The sequence below is a fragment of the Lysobacter defluvii IMMIB APB-9 = DSM 18482 genome, from assembly GCF_000423325.1.
Lineage (GTDB): Bacteria > Pseudomonadota > Gammaproteobacteria > Xanthomonadales > Xanthomonadaceae > Novilysobacter > Novilysobacter defluvii.
The window spans coordinates 170964-186657 of record NZ_AUHT01000011.1 but is presented as its reverse complement, the minus strand read 5'-3'; the positions used below and the strand labels follow the sequence as shown (position 1 = coordinate 186657).

Below are 15694 nucleotides of genomic sequence, written 5' to 3'. Positions count from 1 at the left end.
CGCACGCGCTTCGGGGCAGCCCCCCCTGCCCGGGATGGCCACGCCGCTGCAGGACGGCGAACTGGTGGCCGCCATCGACCTGGGCTCCAACAGCTTCCACATGGTGGTGGCGCAGTACCTGCTGGGCCAGTTGCGCGTGGTCGACCGCCTGCGCGAGACCGTGCGCCTTGGCGAGGGCCTGGATGCCCGCGGCACGCTCAGCCGCGAGGCGCGGGCCCGCGCCTTCGACTGCCTGTCGCGGTTCGGCCAGCGGATCCGCGACATCCCGCCGCACCGGGTACGCGCCTTGGCGACCAACACCGTGCGCCGGCTCGCCGTCCCCCAGGCCTTCCTGATGCCGGCCGAGAGCGCGCTGGGCCACGCCATCGAGGTGGTCTCCGGGCGCGAGGAGGCGCGGCTGGTGTACCTGGGCGTCGCCCACGCGCAACCGCCCGCACCGGGCAAGCTGCGGCTGGTGATCGACATCGGCGGCGGCTCCACCGAGTTCATCATCGGCAGCGGCCTGGACCCGCTCGAGCGCGAGAGCCTGCAGGCCGGCTCGATCGCCACCACCCGCCGCTTCTTCGCCGACGGGCGGCTGGACCGCGGCCGCTGGGAGGACGCCCGGACCGAGGTGCTGGCCGAGTTCCAGCAGTTCGCGGTGCACTTCCGGGCGCGGGGCTGGGACGATGCGATCGGCTCGTCGGGCACCGCCAAGGCCATCGGCGCCATCTGCGCCGCGATGGGACTGACCAAGGGGGCGATCACCGCGGCGGCGCTGCCGCGCGTGCGCGACGCGCTGCTGGCCGCCCGCCGGATCGACGCCATCGACCTGCCCGGGCTGAACGACGAGCGCCGGCCGATCATCGCCGGCGGGCTGCTGGTGATGGAGGCCGCCTTCCAGGCGCTGGGCCTGGAGCGGCTGATGACCAGCAAGGCGGCGATGCGCGAGGGCGTGCTGCACGACATGGTCGGCCGCGGCGGCGCCGACGACCCCCGCGATGCGGCGGTCGACGCCATGGTCCAGCGCTACGGCATCGATCGCGAGCAGGCCCTGCGCGTCGAGGCCACGGCCCTGCGCCTGTTCGACCAGCTCGCCGGTGCCTGGCTGCTGGACCACGACGACCGGCTGCTGCTGGCGCGCGCCGCGCGGCTGCACGAGCTGGGGCTGACCATCGCCCACAGCCAGTACCACGTGCACGGCGCCTACGTGGTGGAACACTCCGACATCGCCGGTTTCTCGCGCCAGCAGCAGCAGTACCTGGCGGCGCTGGTGCGGACCCAGCGGCGCAAGATCCCCAAGCACGCCTTCGACGTGCTCCCGGACCGGCTGCTGCGGGCCGCCCGGCACAACGCCGCGCTGTTGCGGCTGGCGGTGCTGATCCACCGCGGCCACGAGGCCGACCCGATCCCGCTGCTGGAAGCACGGGCGGAGGGCGAGGTGCTCGAGCTCGGGTTCCAGGAGCGCTGGCTCCAGGCCCGTCCGCTGCTGCGCGCGGACCTGGAGGACGAGCCGGCCGCTATGAGAGCGCTCGGGCTGGAGCTGCGGATCCGGACTCGCTGACCCCGGGCAGCGGCTCGGGGGCCGGCGCGATCTGCGCGCGCAGCTGGTGGGCGCGTACCAGTACCGGGTGCGGCGCGGTTTCCTCGGCGGTGGCGAACAGGCCGACGCGCCGCAGCCACGCCGAGGGTCCCGGCGCGGTAGTGAACGCGACCAGCGGGATCGACAGCACCATCCCGGCGATCACCGGCGACATCCACAGGGCCAGCGGCGGCGAGATGAGCAGCGCGCAAACACCCCCGACGGCCCCTGCGCCGGTCACGCCGGCATAGCGCCGCGCCAGCACCGGCCACGGCAGCGTGCCGTCGTCGCGGCGCTGGCTCTCCCACCCCGAGTCGCGCCCGGCCAGCACCTCGGCGACGCCGCGGGTCTGCACGTACATGGTGATCGGCGCCAGCAGGGTGGTCAGCGCGGTCTCCAGCAGCATGCTCGCCAGCATCCGGACGGCGCCGCCACTGCGCCGCCGTGCCCACGGATCGAAGAACGCCAGGGTGAAGCCCAGCAGCTTGGGCCCCAGCAGCAGCACCATCGTCAGGCCGAACACCGCCAGGAACCGCTCCGCGCCGGCCGGCCCGTCCCATTGCGCCGGCGCGAACGCGCCGCCGGCGCCGGTCAGCAGCAGGCCGATCACGATCAGCATCGCCCACAGCGGCGCGGTCAGGTAATGGCCGATGCCGGTCAGCATGTGCCAGCGCCCAACCCAGTGCAGCCCGCGGGCGGGGATCACGCCGCCATGCTGCAGGTTGCCCTGGCACCAGCGGCGGTCGCGCACCAGCATGTCGGTCAGCGACGGCGGGCCTTCCTCGAAGCTCCCGCCCAGGTTGGCGACCAGATGCACGGCCCAGCCTGCGCGGCGCAGCAGCGCGGCCTCGACGAAGTCGTGGCTGAGCACGTGGCCGCCGAACGGCCGCGGCCCGCGCAGCGTCGGGAGCCCGGCGCAGGCGGCGAAGGCGCGGGTGCGCAGGATCGCGTTGTGGCCCCAGTAGTTGCCCTCGGTGCCGTGCCACCACGCGTTCCCCACCGCCAGCACCTGGCCGTACACGCGCCCGGCGAACTGCTGCATGCGCGCGAACAGGGTGTTGCCGTTGACCACGATCGGCAGCGTCTGGATCAGCGCCACCCGCGGGTGCCGCTCCATCGCCCGCGCCAGCCGCACCAGGCACTTGCCGGTCATCAGGCTGTCGGCGTCGAGGATCAGGAAGTGCGGGTAGGCACCACCGAAGCGGCGCACCCACTCGGCGATGTTGCCGGCCTTGCGCTCGGTATTCTCGCTGCGGTGCCGGTAGAACAGGCGGGCATGGCCACCGGTGCGCTCGCGCAGCGACTGGAACGCCACCCGCTCGCGGGCGCGGATTTCCGGCCGGGTGCTGTCGCTGAGCACGAAGAAGTCGAAGTGCTCAAGCCGGCCGGTGGACTGCAGGGACTCATAAATCGCCTGCAGGCCCGCCATGACCCGGTCCGGGTCCTCGTTGTAGGTCGGGGCGAGCAGTGCGGTCCGGGTCGTCAGCCTCGGCAGCGCGGCGCCCTCGATCAGCCCCAGCCGCTCCGGGCGGCGGTAGCCGTGCACGATCAGCGCAAAGCCTGCCACGGCGCTAACGAAGCTCTGCGCGACCCAGACGAACAGGGCCGCGAACAGCACCAGCGCGAGCCATTCCAGCACCCCCACCCCGCCCGGACGCAGCGCCCACCACAGCTGGTAGACGGAGTACCCGGTCAGCGCGGCGGTGCCGCCGAACACGAACAGCCGGCGCCAGGCCAGGTCGCGCGGCGCACCCGGCACGGACACCGGTGCCGGTGCGTGCTCGTCCAGGGAAGCCACCGGCATCTCCAGCGGGGACTCCGCCGGCAGCAGGGGTGAGTCAGTCGTATGTTCCATTACGTCCATCGGTACAACCATGTTTCCGAAAGTGGATCGAGGGACGCGCCCAGCAGCCGGGCGCGCAGTTCCACCACCGGCTCCCCGCCGGGGTGGAGTTCGAAGGCAAGGCGCCAGCCGCCGTGGGGCAGGCGCTGCAGCGAGGGGTTGTCGACGCGGCCGCGGTCGGCAAGCACCTCGGGCACCGGCTCCGCGTCGCCATCGGTCGCCGCCAGGTCGACGACGAACCGCCGCCCGCCCTCGGGCAGGGCGCCGGTCGCGGTGGCGGTCACCCGGGCCAGGCCCGGGTTCCAGTCGTGCGCATCGCACCAGTGCAGGCGGTACTCGAACAGGTGCTCGCGCCCCGGCTCCAGCGGCGCGTCGGGGCGCCAGAACGCCACGATGTTGTCCAGGTACTCGTCCGCGGTCGGGATCTCGACCAGGTGGACCTGGCCGGCGCCCCAGCCGGCCCCGGGCTCCACCCACAGGCTCGGCCGGCGCTCGTAGCGGGCCTCGGCGTCGCCGAAGTCGGTGAACCGGCGCTTGCGCTGCATCAGGCCGAAGCCGCGGGGATCGCGGTCGGCGAAGGTGCTTTCCTGCAGCACCGCCGGGTTCGCCAGCGGGCGCCACAGCTGCTCGCCCGCGCCGGTCCACAGCGCCAGGCCGTCGGAGTCGTGCACCGCCGCGCGGTAGTCATCGAACCCGCCGCGGTCGCTGGCGTCGAACTGGAACATGCTGGTCAGCGGCGCGATCCCCGCCTTGTCCAGGCGCACCCGGGGATACAGGCGCGAGCGCACGTCCATGACGGTTTCCGCTCCGGGCGTGATCGCGAACCGGTAGGCGCCCGCGACCGAAGGGCTGTCCAGCAGTGCATGCACCACCACCTGGGTGGCGCCGGGCGCCGGGCGCTCGATCCAGAACGAGGTGAACCGCGGGAACTCCTCGCCTTCCGGGTCCGCGGTACGCAGCGCAAGCCCGCGCGCGGAGAGGCCGTAGAGCTGTCCGCGGGCGACCGCGCGGAAGTAGCTGCCACCCAGGAACGCGCACACCTCGTCGAGGTAGTCGGGCCGGTTCAGCGCGGCATGCAGGCGGAAGCCCGCGAACCCGTCCGCGGGCGCGCCGCCGGCGCCGCGGGGCACCGGATTGGCCCCGAAGTCGAACAGCCCCGGCGCGTAGTCGATCCTGCGCGCGTGGCCATCCGCCACCTCGTGCACCTGGACCGTTTCGCGGAACAGGAAGCCGGGATGGAAGAACTGCGCCGTGAACCCGCGCCCCTGGCCGTTCCACAGAGCGCGCGCGGGATCGAAGCGGATGTCGCGCCAGGCGTCGTAATCCATGCCTTCCAGCCACGACGGCAGCGAACCGGCCGGCGCCTGCCACGGCCGCACCGCGAGCCCGCGCGCAATCGACGGCACCGTCCCCTCGTCGAACCCGCCACCGGTCGCCGGCGCGGCCTCCACCAGGGCGCGCGCCCATGCTCCGCCGCCACCCAGCGCGGCGATCGGCAGGCACAAACTGGCGGCGAGCAGGTCTCGTCGGTTCATCAAAGGCGAAAAGTGGGGAATGGCAGTCTGGGAAGCGGGAAAACCGGCGTGCCCGGGGTACGCCCAAGCAAACCGCGGAACTTTGCCGATACGGGTGTAAAGACGGCGCGAAGAACGCGTCCGGGAGACACCGCACGGTCATCCCCACGCCATCCCCGCGTCATGCCCCGCCGCCACGCTGGGTGCACTGGAGGGCGCCATGCACTACGCAATCATCAGCGAGACCTGGCCTCCCGAGGTGAACGGCGTCGCACTCACCGTGCGGGCGCTGGCCGGGGGCCTGGAGGCGCGTGGCCACCGCGTCACCGTGGTGCGGCCACGGCAGTCGCGCAACCAGGTCGCGCCCCTGGGAACCCGCCTGGTGGGCAGCCTGCCGCTCCCGCGCTACCCCGGCCTGCGCATGGGCCGTCCCGCCGGCGCGATGCTGCGGCGCGCGTGGGGGCTCGAGCGCCCCGACGCGGTGTACGTCGCCACCGAGGGCCCCCTGGGCAACTCGGCCCTCGATGCCGCGCGCGCCCTGGGCATCCCGGTGGCCACCGGGCTGCACACCCGTTTCGACCACTACATGGGTGCCTACGGTGCCGGGCTGCTGCGGGGAGTCGCGCTGGCGTGGATGCGCCACTTCCACAACCGCGGACAGGCGACCCTGGTTCCGACCAGGGAGCTCCAGGAGGAACTGGCCGCGCTCGGCTTCCGGCAGGTCCGGCGCCTGGCACGGGCCGTCGATACCGCGCAGTTCCGCCCCTCCCACCGCGATCGCGACCTGCGTGCCGGCTGGAACGCGGGTCCCGACGACCCGGTGCTGCTGCATGTCGGGCGACTGGCACCGGAAAAGAACCTCGCGCTGGCGATCCGTGCCCATCGCGCCGTGCGGGCACGGCTTCCGGGTGCCCGGATGGTGCTGGTGGGCGACGGGCCGCTGCGCGACGCCCTCGCCCGCCGGCACCCGGACCTGGTCTTCGCCGGTACCCGCCGTGGCGCCGACCTGGCGCGCCACTACGCCTCGGCCGACCTGTTCGTATTCCCCAGCCTCACCGAGACCTTTGGCAACGTCACCCTGGAGGCGATGGCCAGCGGCCTGCCCGTGGTGGCACACGCCACCGGCGCCGCCGGCGAGCACGTGGCCGACGGGCGCAATGGCGTCACGGTCCCGCCGGGCGCGGAGGACGCATTCGTCTCCGCCTGCGTCCATCTGGCAACGGAGGCGGAACTGCGCCGGGCAATGGGCGTGGCGGCGCGCCGGGCGACCGGCGGCCTGGACCCGGCCGCCGTGGCCGCCGACTTCGACCGGCTGTTGCAGTCACTGGCACTGGAGGCAGGGCATGGATCACGTTCCTTCGCTTAGGCGCTTCGCCAGCCGCGACGCCGCACTGTGCGTCCTCGCGAACGGCTGGTGTGGCCGCAGCCGGTGGCGGCACTACTTCGCCGTGGCCAGCCGGCTCGGGGACGGGCCGTTCTGGTACGCGCTGATGGGGTTGCTGGTACTGGTCGACGGCCTGGACGGGCTGCAGGTGAGCGTGCGCCTCGCGGCGACCGGGGTGGTCACGCTGGCCATCTACCGCGCGATGAAGCGCTGGACCCGGCGACCGCGCCCGTTCGCCTCCGACGAGCGCATCCGCGCCTGGGTCGCGCCGCTGGACGAGTTCAGCTTCCCGTCCGGGCACACCCTGCACGCGGTTGCCTTCACCACCGTCACCCTCGCCTTCTACCCGGTACTGGGATGGGTGCTGGTGCCCTTCACCGCTGCGGTCGCTGTGTCGCGCGTCGTGCTGGGCCTGCACTATCCGAGCGACGTCCTGGTCGCCATCGCGCTGGGCCTGATGCTGGGTGGCCTCGCCATCTGGGCCGTGCCCGCGGGCGCGCTGGCCTGAGGGCGCCCGGCAGGGATCCGGGACCCGGGTGCCGCCGCGGCACGCTACGCTTGCCGGATGAACTATCGCCACGCCTTCCACGCCGGCAACCACGCCGACGTGCTCAAGCACATCGTGCTGCTCGCGATCTGCGACGCCCTGCTGGCGAAGCCGGCCGCCGTGTTCGCGCTGGACACCCATGCCGGGCGGGGGCTGTACCGGTTGGACGACGCGCAGGCCCTGCGCACCGGCGAGGCCGCCGCCGGCGTACTGCGGCTGCTCGAGGACCCGCCCCGACACCCGCTGATTGCGCGCTACCTGGAGGCGCTGCAGGCCTGCCGCACCGCACACGGCGACACCAGCTACCCCGGCTCGCCGTGGCTGCTCGCGCACGCCCTGCGCAGCCACGACCGCATCGCCACCTGCGAGCTGCATCCGGGCGAGGCGGCGGAGCTGAAAGCGGTGTTCGGCGGCGATCCGCGCGTGGCCGTCCATGCGCGCGACGGCTACGACGCGGTGCGGGCCCTGCTGCCACCGCGCGGCCCCGAGGCGCGGATCCATCGCGGCCTGGTACTGGTCGACCCGCCCTACGAGGCGCAGCTGGAAGAGTTCGACACCGTGGTGGCCGCCGCCCGCGACGGACTGGCGCGCTGGCCGCAAGCCTGCTGGGCGATCTGGTATCCGATCAAGCGCCGGCGTGCGCTGCACCCGTTCCTGCGCCGGATCCCGGGCCTTCCGGCAAAGTCCGCGCTGGTCGCCGAGTTGCTGGTGCGGCCCGACGACTCGCCGCTGCGCATGAACGGCAGCGGCATGCTGCTGCTCAATCCGCCCTGGCAGCTGGACGCGCGCCTGGCTTCGGTACTGCCCCTGCTCGCCGGGCGCCTCGGGGAGCCGGGGGCATCGTGGCGGCTGGACTGGCTGCGATCCCCGCCATAGAAGGGCTCCAGGCGGACGATGAAGGCATCCTTTACATCTGCTGTGCCACCATCGCGCACATGCCTGTCCGCGAACGACTCCCTCCCTGGCACGAGCGCCAGCGGCTGCCCAATGGACGAGAGGTCCTGATCCGGCCGATCCGCCCCGAGGATGCCGACCCGCTGCGTGCCTCGTTCTCCCTGCTGCAGCCGGAGGAGGTGCGCCAACGCTTCCTGCAGTCGATGAAGTCGCTCCCGGAGGACACGCTGGAGCGGCTCACCCGGGTCAATCCCAAGACCGAGTTCGCCCTCGTCGCGGCCGAGCCGCTGCCGCCAGGCGAGGCACTGGTGGGCGCGGTCGCGCGGGTCACCGCCGACCCGGACGGGGAGCAGGCCGAATTCGCGATCCTGGTCAGCCACTACGTCGCCGGCCAGGGGCTGGGCCGGTACCTCATGACGCGCTTGGTAAAGTGGGCACGTGGCAAGAAGCTCAAGCGCATCTACGGCGACGTGCTCGAGAACAACCAGCCCATGCTCTCGCTGGCCGATTCGCTGGGCTTCGAGCGCAAGTCGATGGCCGGCGGGCTGGTCCGCGTGGAGCTGGACCTGGCGCCGGGTGGGGACGCCGACGCCGCTGGCGAGCAAAGGATGCAGGCCTGAGGGGCCCGCCTTTCCCCGGGCCCGGATGAGCGGGGACCCATCGCGCCGGCCTGCTCCGGCACGCTCCTGTAAAATCGGCCGGCTCCCACTGCACCCCTGATGCAATTGCCCATTCCCGCCCCGCCGCTCCCGCGGGCCGCACAGCAGCGCGCCTGGTGGCGCGCGCCGGCCTCCGTCACCGCCCTTGCCCTGCACCTCGCGTCCGCCGCGGCGGCGCACCCGGGTCCGCTGCTGGCGATCACGCGCGACAACCACGCGGCACGCCGCCTCGAGGACGACCTGCGCACGCTGCTCGGGGCGCAGGCACGCGCCGATGGCGAGACTCCGGTACTGGCCTTCCCGGACTGGGAAACGCTCCCGTACGACCAGTTCAGCCCGCACCCGGAAATCACCAGCCAGCGGCTGGCGGCGCTGCATCGCATGCCCGCGCTGGAGCGCGGGATCGTGGTGGTGCCGGTGCAGACCCTGCTGCAGCGCCTGGCACCCACCCGGCACGTGGCCGGGGGCGCGTTCGACGTCAAGGTGGGCCAGCGGCTGGACCTCGACGCCGAGAAGCGGCGCCTGGAAGCGGCGGGCTACCGGCACGTCCCCCAGGTCCTCGACCCGGGTGATTTCGCCGTCCGTGGCGGGCTGCTGGACGTCTTCCCGATGGGGTCGGACCAGCCGTTCCGCGTCGAACTGCTGGACGACGAGATCGACACGATCCGCGGCTTCGACCCGGAGAGCCAGCGCTCGCTGGAAAAGATCGAGGCGGTCCACCTGCTGCCCGGGCGCGAGCTGCCGCTGGAGGACGACGCCCTGGCCCGCGTGCTGGCGGCACTGCGCGAGCGCTTCGACTTCGACGCCCGCCGCAGCTCGCTGTACCAGGACCTGAAATCCGGCATCGCGCCGTCGGGCATCGAGTACTACCTGCCCCTGTTCTTCAGGGAGACGGCCACGCTGTTCGACTACCTCGCCGACAACCTGCTGCCGGTGGTGGGCGAAGGCGCGCTGGAGGCCGCGGAGGCCTTCTGGAAGCACACCGGCGAGCGCTACGAGCAGCGCCGGCATGACCTGGAGCGGCCGCTGCTGCCCCCCGAAGAGCTGTACCTTCCGCCGGCGCAATTGCGCGAGCGGCTGAACCAGGGACCGCGCATCGAGGTCTGCGGCGAAGGGCACCCGCAGCGCGAGCGCGCGCACGTGCTTCCGAGCCAGCCCGCCCCCGTGCTGCCGCTGGCGGCGCGTGACCACGTGCCGGCCGACGCGCTCAAGGGGTTCCTGGCCAGCTATCCGGGCCGCGTTCTGATCGCGGCCGACTCCCCCGGGCGGCGCGAGGCGCTGCTGGAGATCCTGCACGCCGCGGATGTGCGGCCGGAGGTGCTCCCCGACTTCGCCACCTTCCTCCCCTCCCCTCCCCCTCTCCCGCTCGCGGGAGAGGGCCGGGGTGAGGGTGTTCGCAAACCCGGCCACGGCAAGCTGCCCTCATCCGCCCCTTCGGGGCACCTTCTCCCGCAAGCGGGAGAAGGGAAGCTCAGCATCGCCGTAGCCCCACTGGAAGACGGCTTCGCCTTCGACGACCCGCAGTTCACCGTCCTCACCGAGCGCCAGCTGTTCCCCGAGCGCGCTGCGCAGCCGCGCCGGCGCCAGCGGGCCGGGCGGGAGCCGGAAGCCATCATCCGCGACCTGGGCGAGCTGTCCGACGGGGCGCCGATCGTCCACGAGGACCATGGCGTCGGCCGCTACCGGGGGCTGGTGACGCTGGAAGCCGGCGGCGAGAAGAACGAGTTCGTCGAGATCGAGTACGCCAAGGGCGACCGCCTCTACGTGCCGGTCAGCCAGCTGCACCTGATCAACCGCTACTCCGGCGCCTCGCCGGAGACCGCGCCGCTGCACAGCCTGGGGGGCGAGCAGTGGACCAAGGCCAAGAAGAAGGCTGCCGAGAAGGTCCACGACGTCGCCGCCGAGCTGCTGGAGATCCAGGCCAAGCGCCAGGCGCGTGCCGGCCTGGCGATCGACGTCGACCGCGCCACCTACGAGCCGTTCGCGGCCGACTTCCCGTTCGAGGAGACGCCCGACCAGCACGCCGCCATCGAGGCGGTGCTGCGCGACCTGCAGTCCAGCCAGCCGATGGACCGGGTGGTCTGCGGTGACGTGGGCTTCGGCAAGACCGAGGTCGCGGTGCGGGCCGCCTTCGCCACCGCCATGGCGGGCAAGCAGGTCGCGCTGCTGGTGCCGACCACGCTGCTGGCCGAGCAGCACTACCGCAACTTCCACGACCGCTTCGCCGACTGGCCGATCCGGGTCGAGGTGCTGTCGCGCTTCAAGAGCACCAAGGAGATCAAGGCCGAGCTGGAGAAGGTCGCCGAGGGCACCATCGACGTCATCGTCGGCACCCACCGGCTGTTGCAGAAGGACGTCCGCTTCAAGGACCTGGGGCTGGTGATCGTCGACGAGGAGCAGCGCTTCGGCGTGCGCCAGAAGGAGGCGCTCAAGGCGCTGCGCGCCAACGTCCACCTGCTCACCCTGACCGCGACCCCGATCCCGCGCACCCTCAACATGGCCATGGCCGGCCTGCGCGACCTGTCGATCATCGCCACCCCGCCGGCGCATCGGCTGGCGGTGCAGACCTTCGTCGTCCCCTGGGACGATGCGCAGCTGCGCGAGGCCTTCGAGCGCGAGCTCGCCCGCGGCGGCCAGGTCTACTTCCTGCACAACGACGTGGAGTCGATCGGCCGCATGCAGCGCGAGCTGCAGGCACTGGTGCCGGAGGCGCGCATCGGCATCGCCCACGGCCAGATGCCCGAGCGGGAACTGGAACGGGTGATGCTCGACTTCCACAAGCAGCGCTTCAACGTGCTGCTGTCGACCACGATCATCGAATCGGGCATCGACATCCCCAACGCCAATACCATCATCATCAACCGGGCCGACCGCTTCGGCCTGGCCCAGCTGCACCAGCTGCGCGGACGCGTGGGACGCAGCCACCACCGCGCCTATGCCTACCTGGTGGTGCCCGACCGCAAGTCGATCACCAGCGACGCCCGGAAGCGCCTGGACGCGATCGCCTCCATGGACGAACTGGGCGCCGGCTTCACCCTTGCCACCCACGACCTGGAGATCCGCGGCGCCGGCGAGCTGCTGGGCGAGGACCAGAGCGGGCAGATGGCCGAGGTCGGCTTCAGCCTGTACACCGAGCTGCTGGAGCGCGCGGTGCGTTCGATCCGGCAGGGCAAGCTGCCCGACGCCGATGCCCAGGAGGCGCGCGGCGCCGAGGTCGACCTGCACGTGCCGGCGCTGATCCCCGAGGACTACCTGCCCGACGTGCACACCCGGCTGACGCTCTACAAGCGGATCTCCGGCGCACGCGACGCGGCCGGCCTGCGCGAGCTGCAGGTGGAGATGATCGACCGCTTCGGCCTGCTGCCGGACCCGGCGAAGAACCTGTTCGCGATCGCCGAGCTCAAGCTGGCGGCGACGGAGCTGGGCATCCGCAAGATCGACCTGGGCGCCAACGGCGGCCGCATCGAGTTCGTCGACAAGCCGAGCGTCGACCCGATGGCGGTGATCCAGCTGATCCAGGGCCAGCCGAAGAAGTACCGGATGGACGGGCCGGACCGGTTGCGCATGACCCTGGAACTGCCGGACGCGGCCACACGCGTCGCCGCCGCCCACGGGCTCCTGCTCGCACTTGGCCCGGGGAAGGGCTGAGGGCCGCGGCTGCCCCAAGGCGCCCGGTTTGTCAATGACCGGGTTTTCCCTTAGTGTTGGCCCCGGCACCCGCGCAATGCGGGTGCAGGGGGGAAATCATGAAGTTGACCGCACTCTGCCTGCCCGCGCTGCTGCTGGCCGCGACGGGCGTGCACGCACAGCAATCCACGCCCGGGTGCCCGCAGCTGCCGGCCGACTCGGGCCTGGCCTGGGAACACCGCGCGACCGGGACCTCGGACTTCTGCCGTGCCCTGCGCGAGGACGGAAGCGAGGCCTTCGGCCTCTACATCGCCGACGAATCGCCATTCGAGCCGCACCGCAAGAACCGCGAGGAAACCGGGCATGTCGGCGGCTTCGAGGTGCAGTGGTACCGCGCCGAGATCGCGACCCATCCGGACATCGCCGCACGCGAGACGCTCATCAAGCTGCCCGACGGGCGCATGGCGCACCTGTGGTTCCAGGCCCCGACCGGCGAGCAACTGCAGCGCGCGTTCGAACTGACCCGCGACCTGCGCTTCGGCGCCGACCGCCAGATGGCCGGAAGCGCGCCTGCACCGTAAGCGCCGCGGAGGGCGGCGCGGCCGGGATCAGAAGCGTCCGGCCTGGTAGTCCTGGAACGCCTGCACCAGCTCCTGCTGGGTGTTCATGACGAACGGGCCGTGGCGCGCCACCGGTTCGCCCAACGGGCGTCCGGCCACCAGCAGCACGCGGGCGGGTTCCGCCGCCGTGGCCTGCAGGCGCACGGCCGGGCCGCCATCCAGCACCGCCAGCGTCGGTGCGGCCAGTTCGCGTCCCTGCCCGCCGGCACCCACCGAAACCCTGCCCTCGAACACGCAGGCGAACGCATTGTGGCCCTCCGGCAGCACGTGCTCCCAGGCCGCGCCGGCAGCCAGCGCAACGTCCAGGTAGACCGGTTCGGTCGCCGGCTGGTCGATGGGGCCCTGCACGTCGCCCACCCGGCCGGCGACCACCTTCACCTCGACCCCGTCCGCGGGGCGCACCACGGGGATCTTCTCCGGCGCGAACTCCTGGTAGCGGGGCTCGGTCATCTTCAGCCGCGCCGGGAGGTTCACCCACAGCTGGAAGCCGCGCATGCGGCCCTCCTCCTGCTCGGGCATCTCCGAATGGACGAGCCCCCGCCCCGCGGTCATCCACTGCACGCTGCCGGGCACCAGCACGCCCTCGTTGCCCTTGTTGTCGCGGTGGCGCATGCGGCCATCCAGCATGTAGGTGACCGTCTCGAAACCGCGATGCGGATGGTCCGGGAAGCCGGCCAGGTAGTCCTCGGCACGATCGGTTCCGAACTCGTCCAGCATCAGGAACGGGTCCAGCTGGGGCAGCTGCGGGGTACCGATGAGCCGGGTCAGCCGCACCCCGGCGCCATCGGAGGTGGGCATGCCGGGGACGACGCGGCCGACACGGGCAAATTCTGTGGTCATGGGACCTCCACGGGGATGGACACCCCGTTACATCGGGGCGCTCCACCCTTGGCGCAATGAACGGAACGCCGCGTTGCGCCGGAGGGATAGAGCGACTTACGCCAATCAGAACTCCCAGGTCACCAGTAGTGCCGCACGGCCATCGGCCCATTCGCGGGCACCCACGCTCTCCTCCAGGATGGCGCCGAAGCTGGTGGTGTCGGTGTACTGCAGCTGCACGTCGACGGGTCCGAAGCCGCGGGTAAGACCCACCATCCAGTCGCTGTAGCTGTCGCCGGCGGCATCGTCGAGGTCGTAGTACCCGGCCTGCGCCGCCAGCACCACGCCGCTTTCGCCCAGCGGCCATCCGGCGCCGACGCTGTAGTACGTGCCGTGCTCGCCCAGGTTGAAGATGTCGGGCGAGTACGCCACGCCGACGTGGTAGTACTCCGCGAAGCCCAGGGTGGCCTCGATCTCGGTGTAGTCGATGTCGTAGCCGTCGTTGTGCCCGGGGTACATCACCCGCGAGACGAACACGTCCAGCTCGGTGCCCGCGCCCAGTTCCCCGGCCCAGCCCACGTACGGCGCCAGCTCGTAGTCCATGCCGTCCTCCGGGTCGTCGAAGTCGACGTTGGCCGCGGAGGCGCCGGCGTACCAGCCGCTTTCATGCCCGGCGTACAGGTCCAGCATCAGCGCCGGATCCTCGTTGGTCTGCGACACACCCCGCCACACGTAGTCCGTGGCCGCGGTGACGCTTCCGCCGACGCTCCATGCCGGCTCGCCTCCCGACTGGGCCAGGGCCTCGCCTGGCGCGACGGCCAGCGACAGTGCAAGGATCGGGAACAGTGTGTTGCGCATTGCGTGGTCTCCGGAACGGGGGGCCGGCGGCGGGGCCGCACGGACGGGGCGCGGCACGATACACCCCCGGTGGTGCCCGCGGAAGCGGCAGCGCCCGACGCGTTGACACCCGCGCGGCCCACTCCGAACATGCGGCCCTCACGCGCGCCCGACCCGTCCCGGCGCACCCTGCCCGCACCTGCGCGGCGATCGCGTGAAACCCGCCGTCCCTGCCCTTGCCAACCGGAGAACCGCCGTGTCCCTGCGCCTTGCCCCGCTCGCCTGCGCCCTGCTCCTTGCCGCCTGTGGCGGCGGTTCCGGCGACTCCGCCGGCGGGGACGGCGGCCAGGTCGTGAACGTCTACAACTGGTCGGACTACGTCGCCGAGGACACGATCGACGGCTTCGAGCAGTCCACCGGCATCGACGTCAACTACGACGTGTACTCGGAGAACGAGACGCTGGAGGCGAAGCTGACCGCCGGTGGCGCCGGGTACGACGTGGTCTTCCCTTCGGCCCGCCCGTTCGCGCAGCGGCAGATCGCCACCGGCCTCTACATGCCGCTCGACAAGACGAAGCTGCCGAACCTGCAGCACCTGGACCCGGACATCATGGAAGGCCTGGCCGACATCGACCCGGGCAACCGGTACGTGGTCCCCTACATGTGGGGCACCACCGGCCTGGGCGTGAACGTCGCGCAGGTCCGTGCAGCGCTCGGCCCCGATGCGCCGCTGGACTCCTGGGACCTGCTGTTCGACCCCGCCAATGCCGAGAGGCTCGCCAGCTGCGGCATCACCGTGCTCGACGACGACCAGGAGGCCTTCGGCGCCGCCCTGATCTGGCTGGGGCGCGACCCCAACGCCGGGTCTCCCGACGAGATCGAGGCGGTGCGCCAGGCGTACGCGGCGATCCGCCCGTACATCCGCACCTTCAACAACGCCGAGTACAAGGACGCGCTGGCCAACGGCGACGCCTGCCTGGTGATGGGCTATTCCGGCGACATCGGCCAGGCCCGCGACGTCGCCGCCGAGGCCGCGGAGAACACCGGCAACCCGGCCCCCGACATCCGCTACGTGATCCCGAAGGAAGGCGCGATCCGCTGGATGGACGTCATCGCGATCCCCGCCGATGCGCGCAACCCCGACGCCGCCCACGCCTTCATCAACTACCTGATGGAGCCGGAGGTGATCGCCGGCATCACCGACTACGTCGCCTACGCGAACGCCAACACCGCGGCCGACGCGCTGATCGACCCGGAGATCGCCGCCGACGAGGGCGTGTACCCGCCCGAGGAAGTCCGCGCCCGCCTGGTGGACCCGGTCTCGCTGCCGGACGACGTGCAGCGCCAGCGCGTGCGTGCCTGGACGCAGATCAAGAGTGGCCGCTGATC

The 15694-nt window shown here is 72.1% G+C and carries 11 protein-coding genes and 2 pseudogenes; 9 read left to right on the top strand and 4 right to left on the bottom strand.

Going from position 1 to position 15694, the window contains the following annotated elements; genetic code table 11:
* The first annotated feature begins 34 nt into the window (after positions 1–34).
* On the top strand, positions 35–1543 hold the full coding sequence (locus G545_RS0110150) for a Ppx/GppA phosphatase family protein (RefSeq protein ID WP_036136243.1): 1509 nt from the start codon (positions 35–37) through the stop codon (positions 1541–1543).
* On the opposite strand, the gene mdoH is transcribed toward G545_RS0110150, so the two are convergent.
* Together mdoH and G545_RS0110140 are read right to left on the bottom strand one after the other, a co-directional pair.
* Positions 1500–3416, bottom strand: coding sequence for a glucans biosynthesis glucosyltransferase MdoH (mdoH, locus tag G545_RS14415; protein ID WP_231553167.1), 1917 nt, complete (start codon positions 3414–3416; stop codon positions 1500–1502). The genes G545_RS0110150 and mdoH overlap by 44 nt on opposite strands.
* Positions 3416–4939 (bottom strand): glucan biosynthesis protein, encoded by a 1524-nt coding sequence (locus G545_RS0110140; protein WP_027070285.1) that lies wholly within the window; start codon positions 4937–4939, stop codon positions 3416–3418. The genes mdoH and G545_RS0110140 overlap by 1 nt, the downstream gene beginning before the upstream one ends.
* Positions 4940–5138: 199 nt before the next feature.
* On the opposite strand from G545_RS0110140, the gene G545_RS0110135 reads away from it, so the two are divergent.
* The 7 genes and pseudogenes from G545_RS0110135 (at position 5139) to G545_RS0110110 (ending at position 12610) form a co-directional block, all read left to right on the top strand.
* A complete protein-coding gene (locus G545_RS0110135) occupies positions 5139–6284 on the top strand; it encodes a glycosyltransferase family 4 protein (protein WP_036136246.1) in 1146 nt (381 codons plus the stop codon).
* A complete protein-coding gene (locus G545_RS0110130; protein WP_052106574.1) occupies positions 6262–6810 on the top strand; it encodes a phosphatase PAP2 family protein in 549 nt (182 codons plus the stop codon). Before G545_RS0110135 ends, G545_RS0110130 begins: the two co-directional genes overlap by 23 nt.
* Positions 6811–6867: 57 nt before the next feature.
* A complete protein-coding gene (locus G545_RS0110125; protein ID WP_027070282.1) occupies positions 6868–7725 on the top strand; it encodes a 23S rRNA (adenine(2030)-N(6))-methyltransferase RlmJ in 858 nt (285 codons plus the stop codon).
* A gap of 59 nt (positions 7726–7784) precedes the next feature.
* On the top strand, positions 7785–8363 hold the full coding sequence (locus G545_RS0110120; protein ID WP_027070281.1) for a GNAT family N-acetyltransferase: 579 nt from the start codon (positions 7785–7787) through the stop codon (positions 8361–8363).
* Positions 8364–8462: 99 nt separating this feature from the next.
* Positions 8463–9746, top strand: a pseudogene (locus tag G545_RS16130) (transcription-repair coupling factor); the annotation flags it as partial.
* Positions 9747–9878: 132 nt separating this feature from the next.
* A pseudogene (gene mfd / locus G545_RS16125) lies at positions 9879–12050 on the top strand (transcription-repair coupling factor); the annotation flags it as partial.
* Between the two features lie 98 nt (positions 12051–12148).
* Positions 12149–12610, top strand: coding sequence for a hypothetical protein (locus tag G545_RS0110110; RefSeq protein ID WP_027070279.1), 462 nt, complete (start codon positions 12149–12151; stop codon positions 12608–12610).
* 27 nt (positions 12611–12637) lie between these two features.
* On the opposite strand, the gene G545_RS0110105 is transcribed toward G545_RS0110110, so the two are convergent.
* Together G545_RS0110105 and G545_RS0110100 are read right to left on the bottom strand one after the other, a co-directional pair.
* Positions 12638–13489, bottom strand: coding sequence for a pirin family protein (locus G545_RS0110105; protein ID WP_027070278.1), 852 nt, complete (start codon positions 13487–13489; stop codon positions 12638–12640).
* A 105-nt stretch (positions 13490–13594) separates the two neighbouring features.
* Complete coding sequence (locus G545_RS0110100; RefSeq protein WP_027070277.1) at positions 13595–14326, bottom strand: TorF family putative porin; 732 nt, start codon at positions 14324–14326, stop codon at positions 13595–13597.
* Between the two features lie 235 nt (positions 14327–14561).
* Between G545_RS0110100 and G545_RS14410 the strand changes: the two genes are divergently transcribed.
* Positions 14562–15692: a polyamine ABC transporter substrate-binding protein gene (locus G545_RS14410; protein WP_081677844.1), complete on the top strand. Its 1131-nt coding sequence runs from the start codon at positions 14562–14564 to the stop codon at positions 15690–15692.
* The last annotated feature ends 2 nt before the right edge of the window (positions 15693–15694 follow it).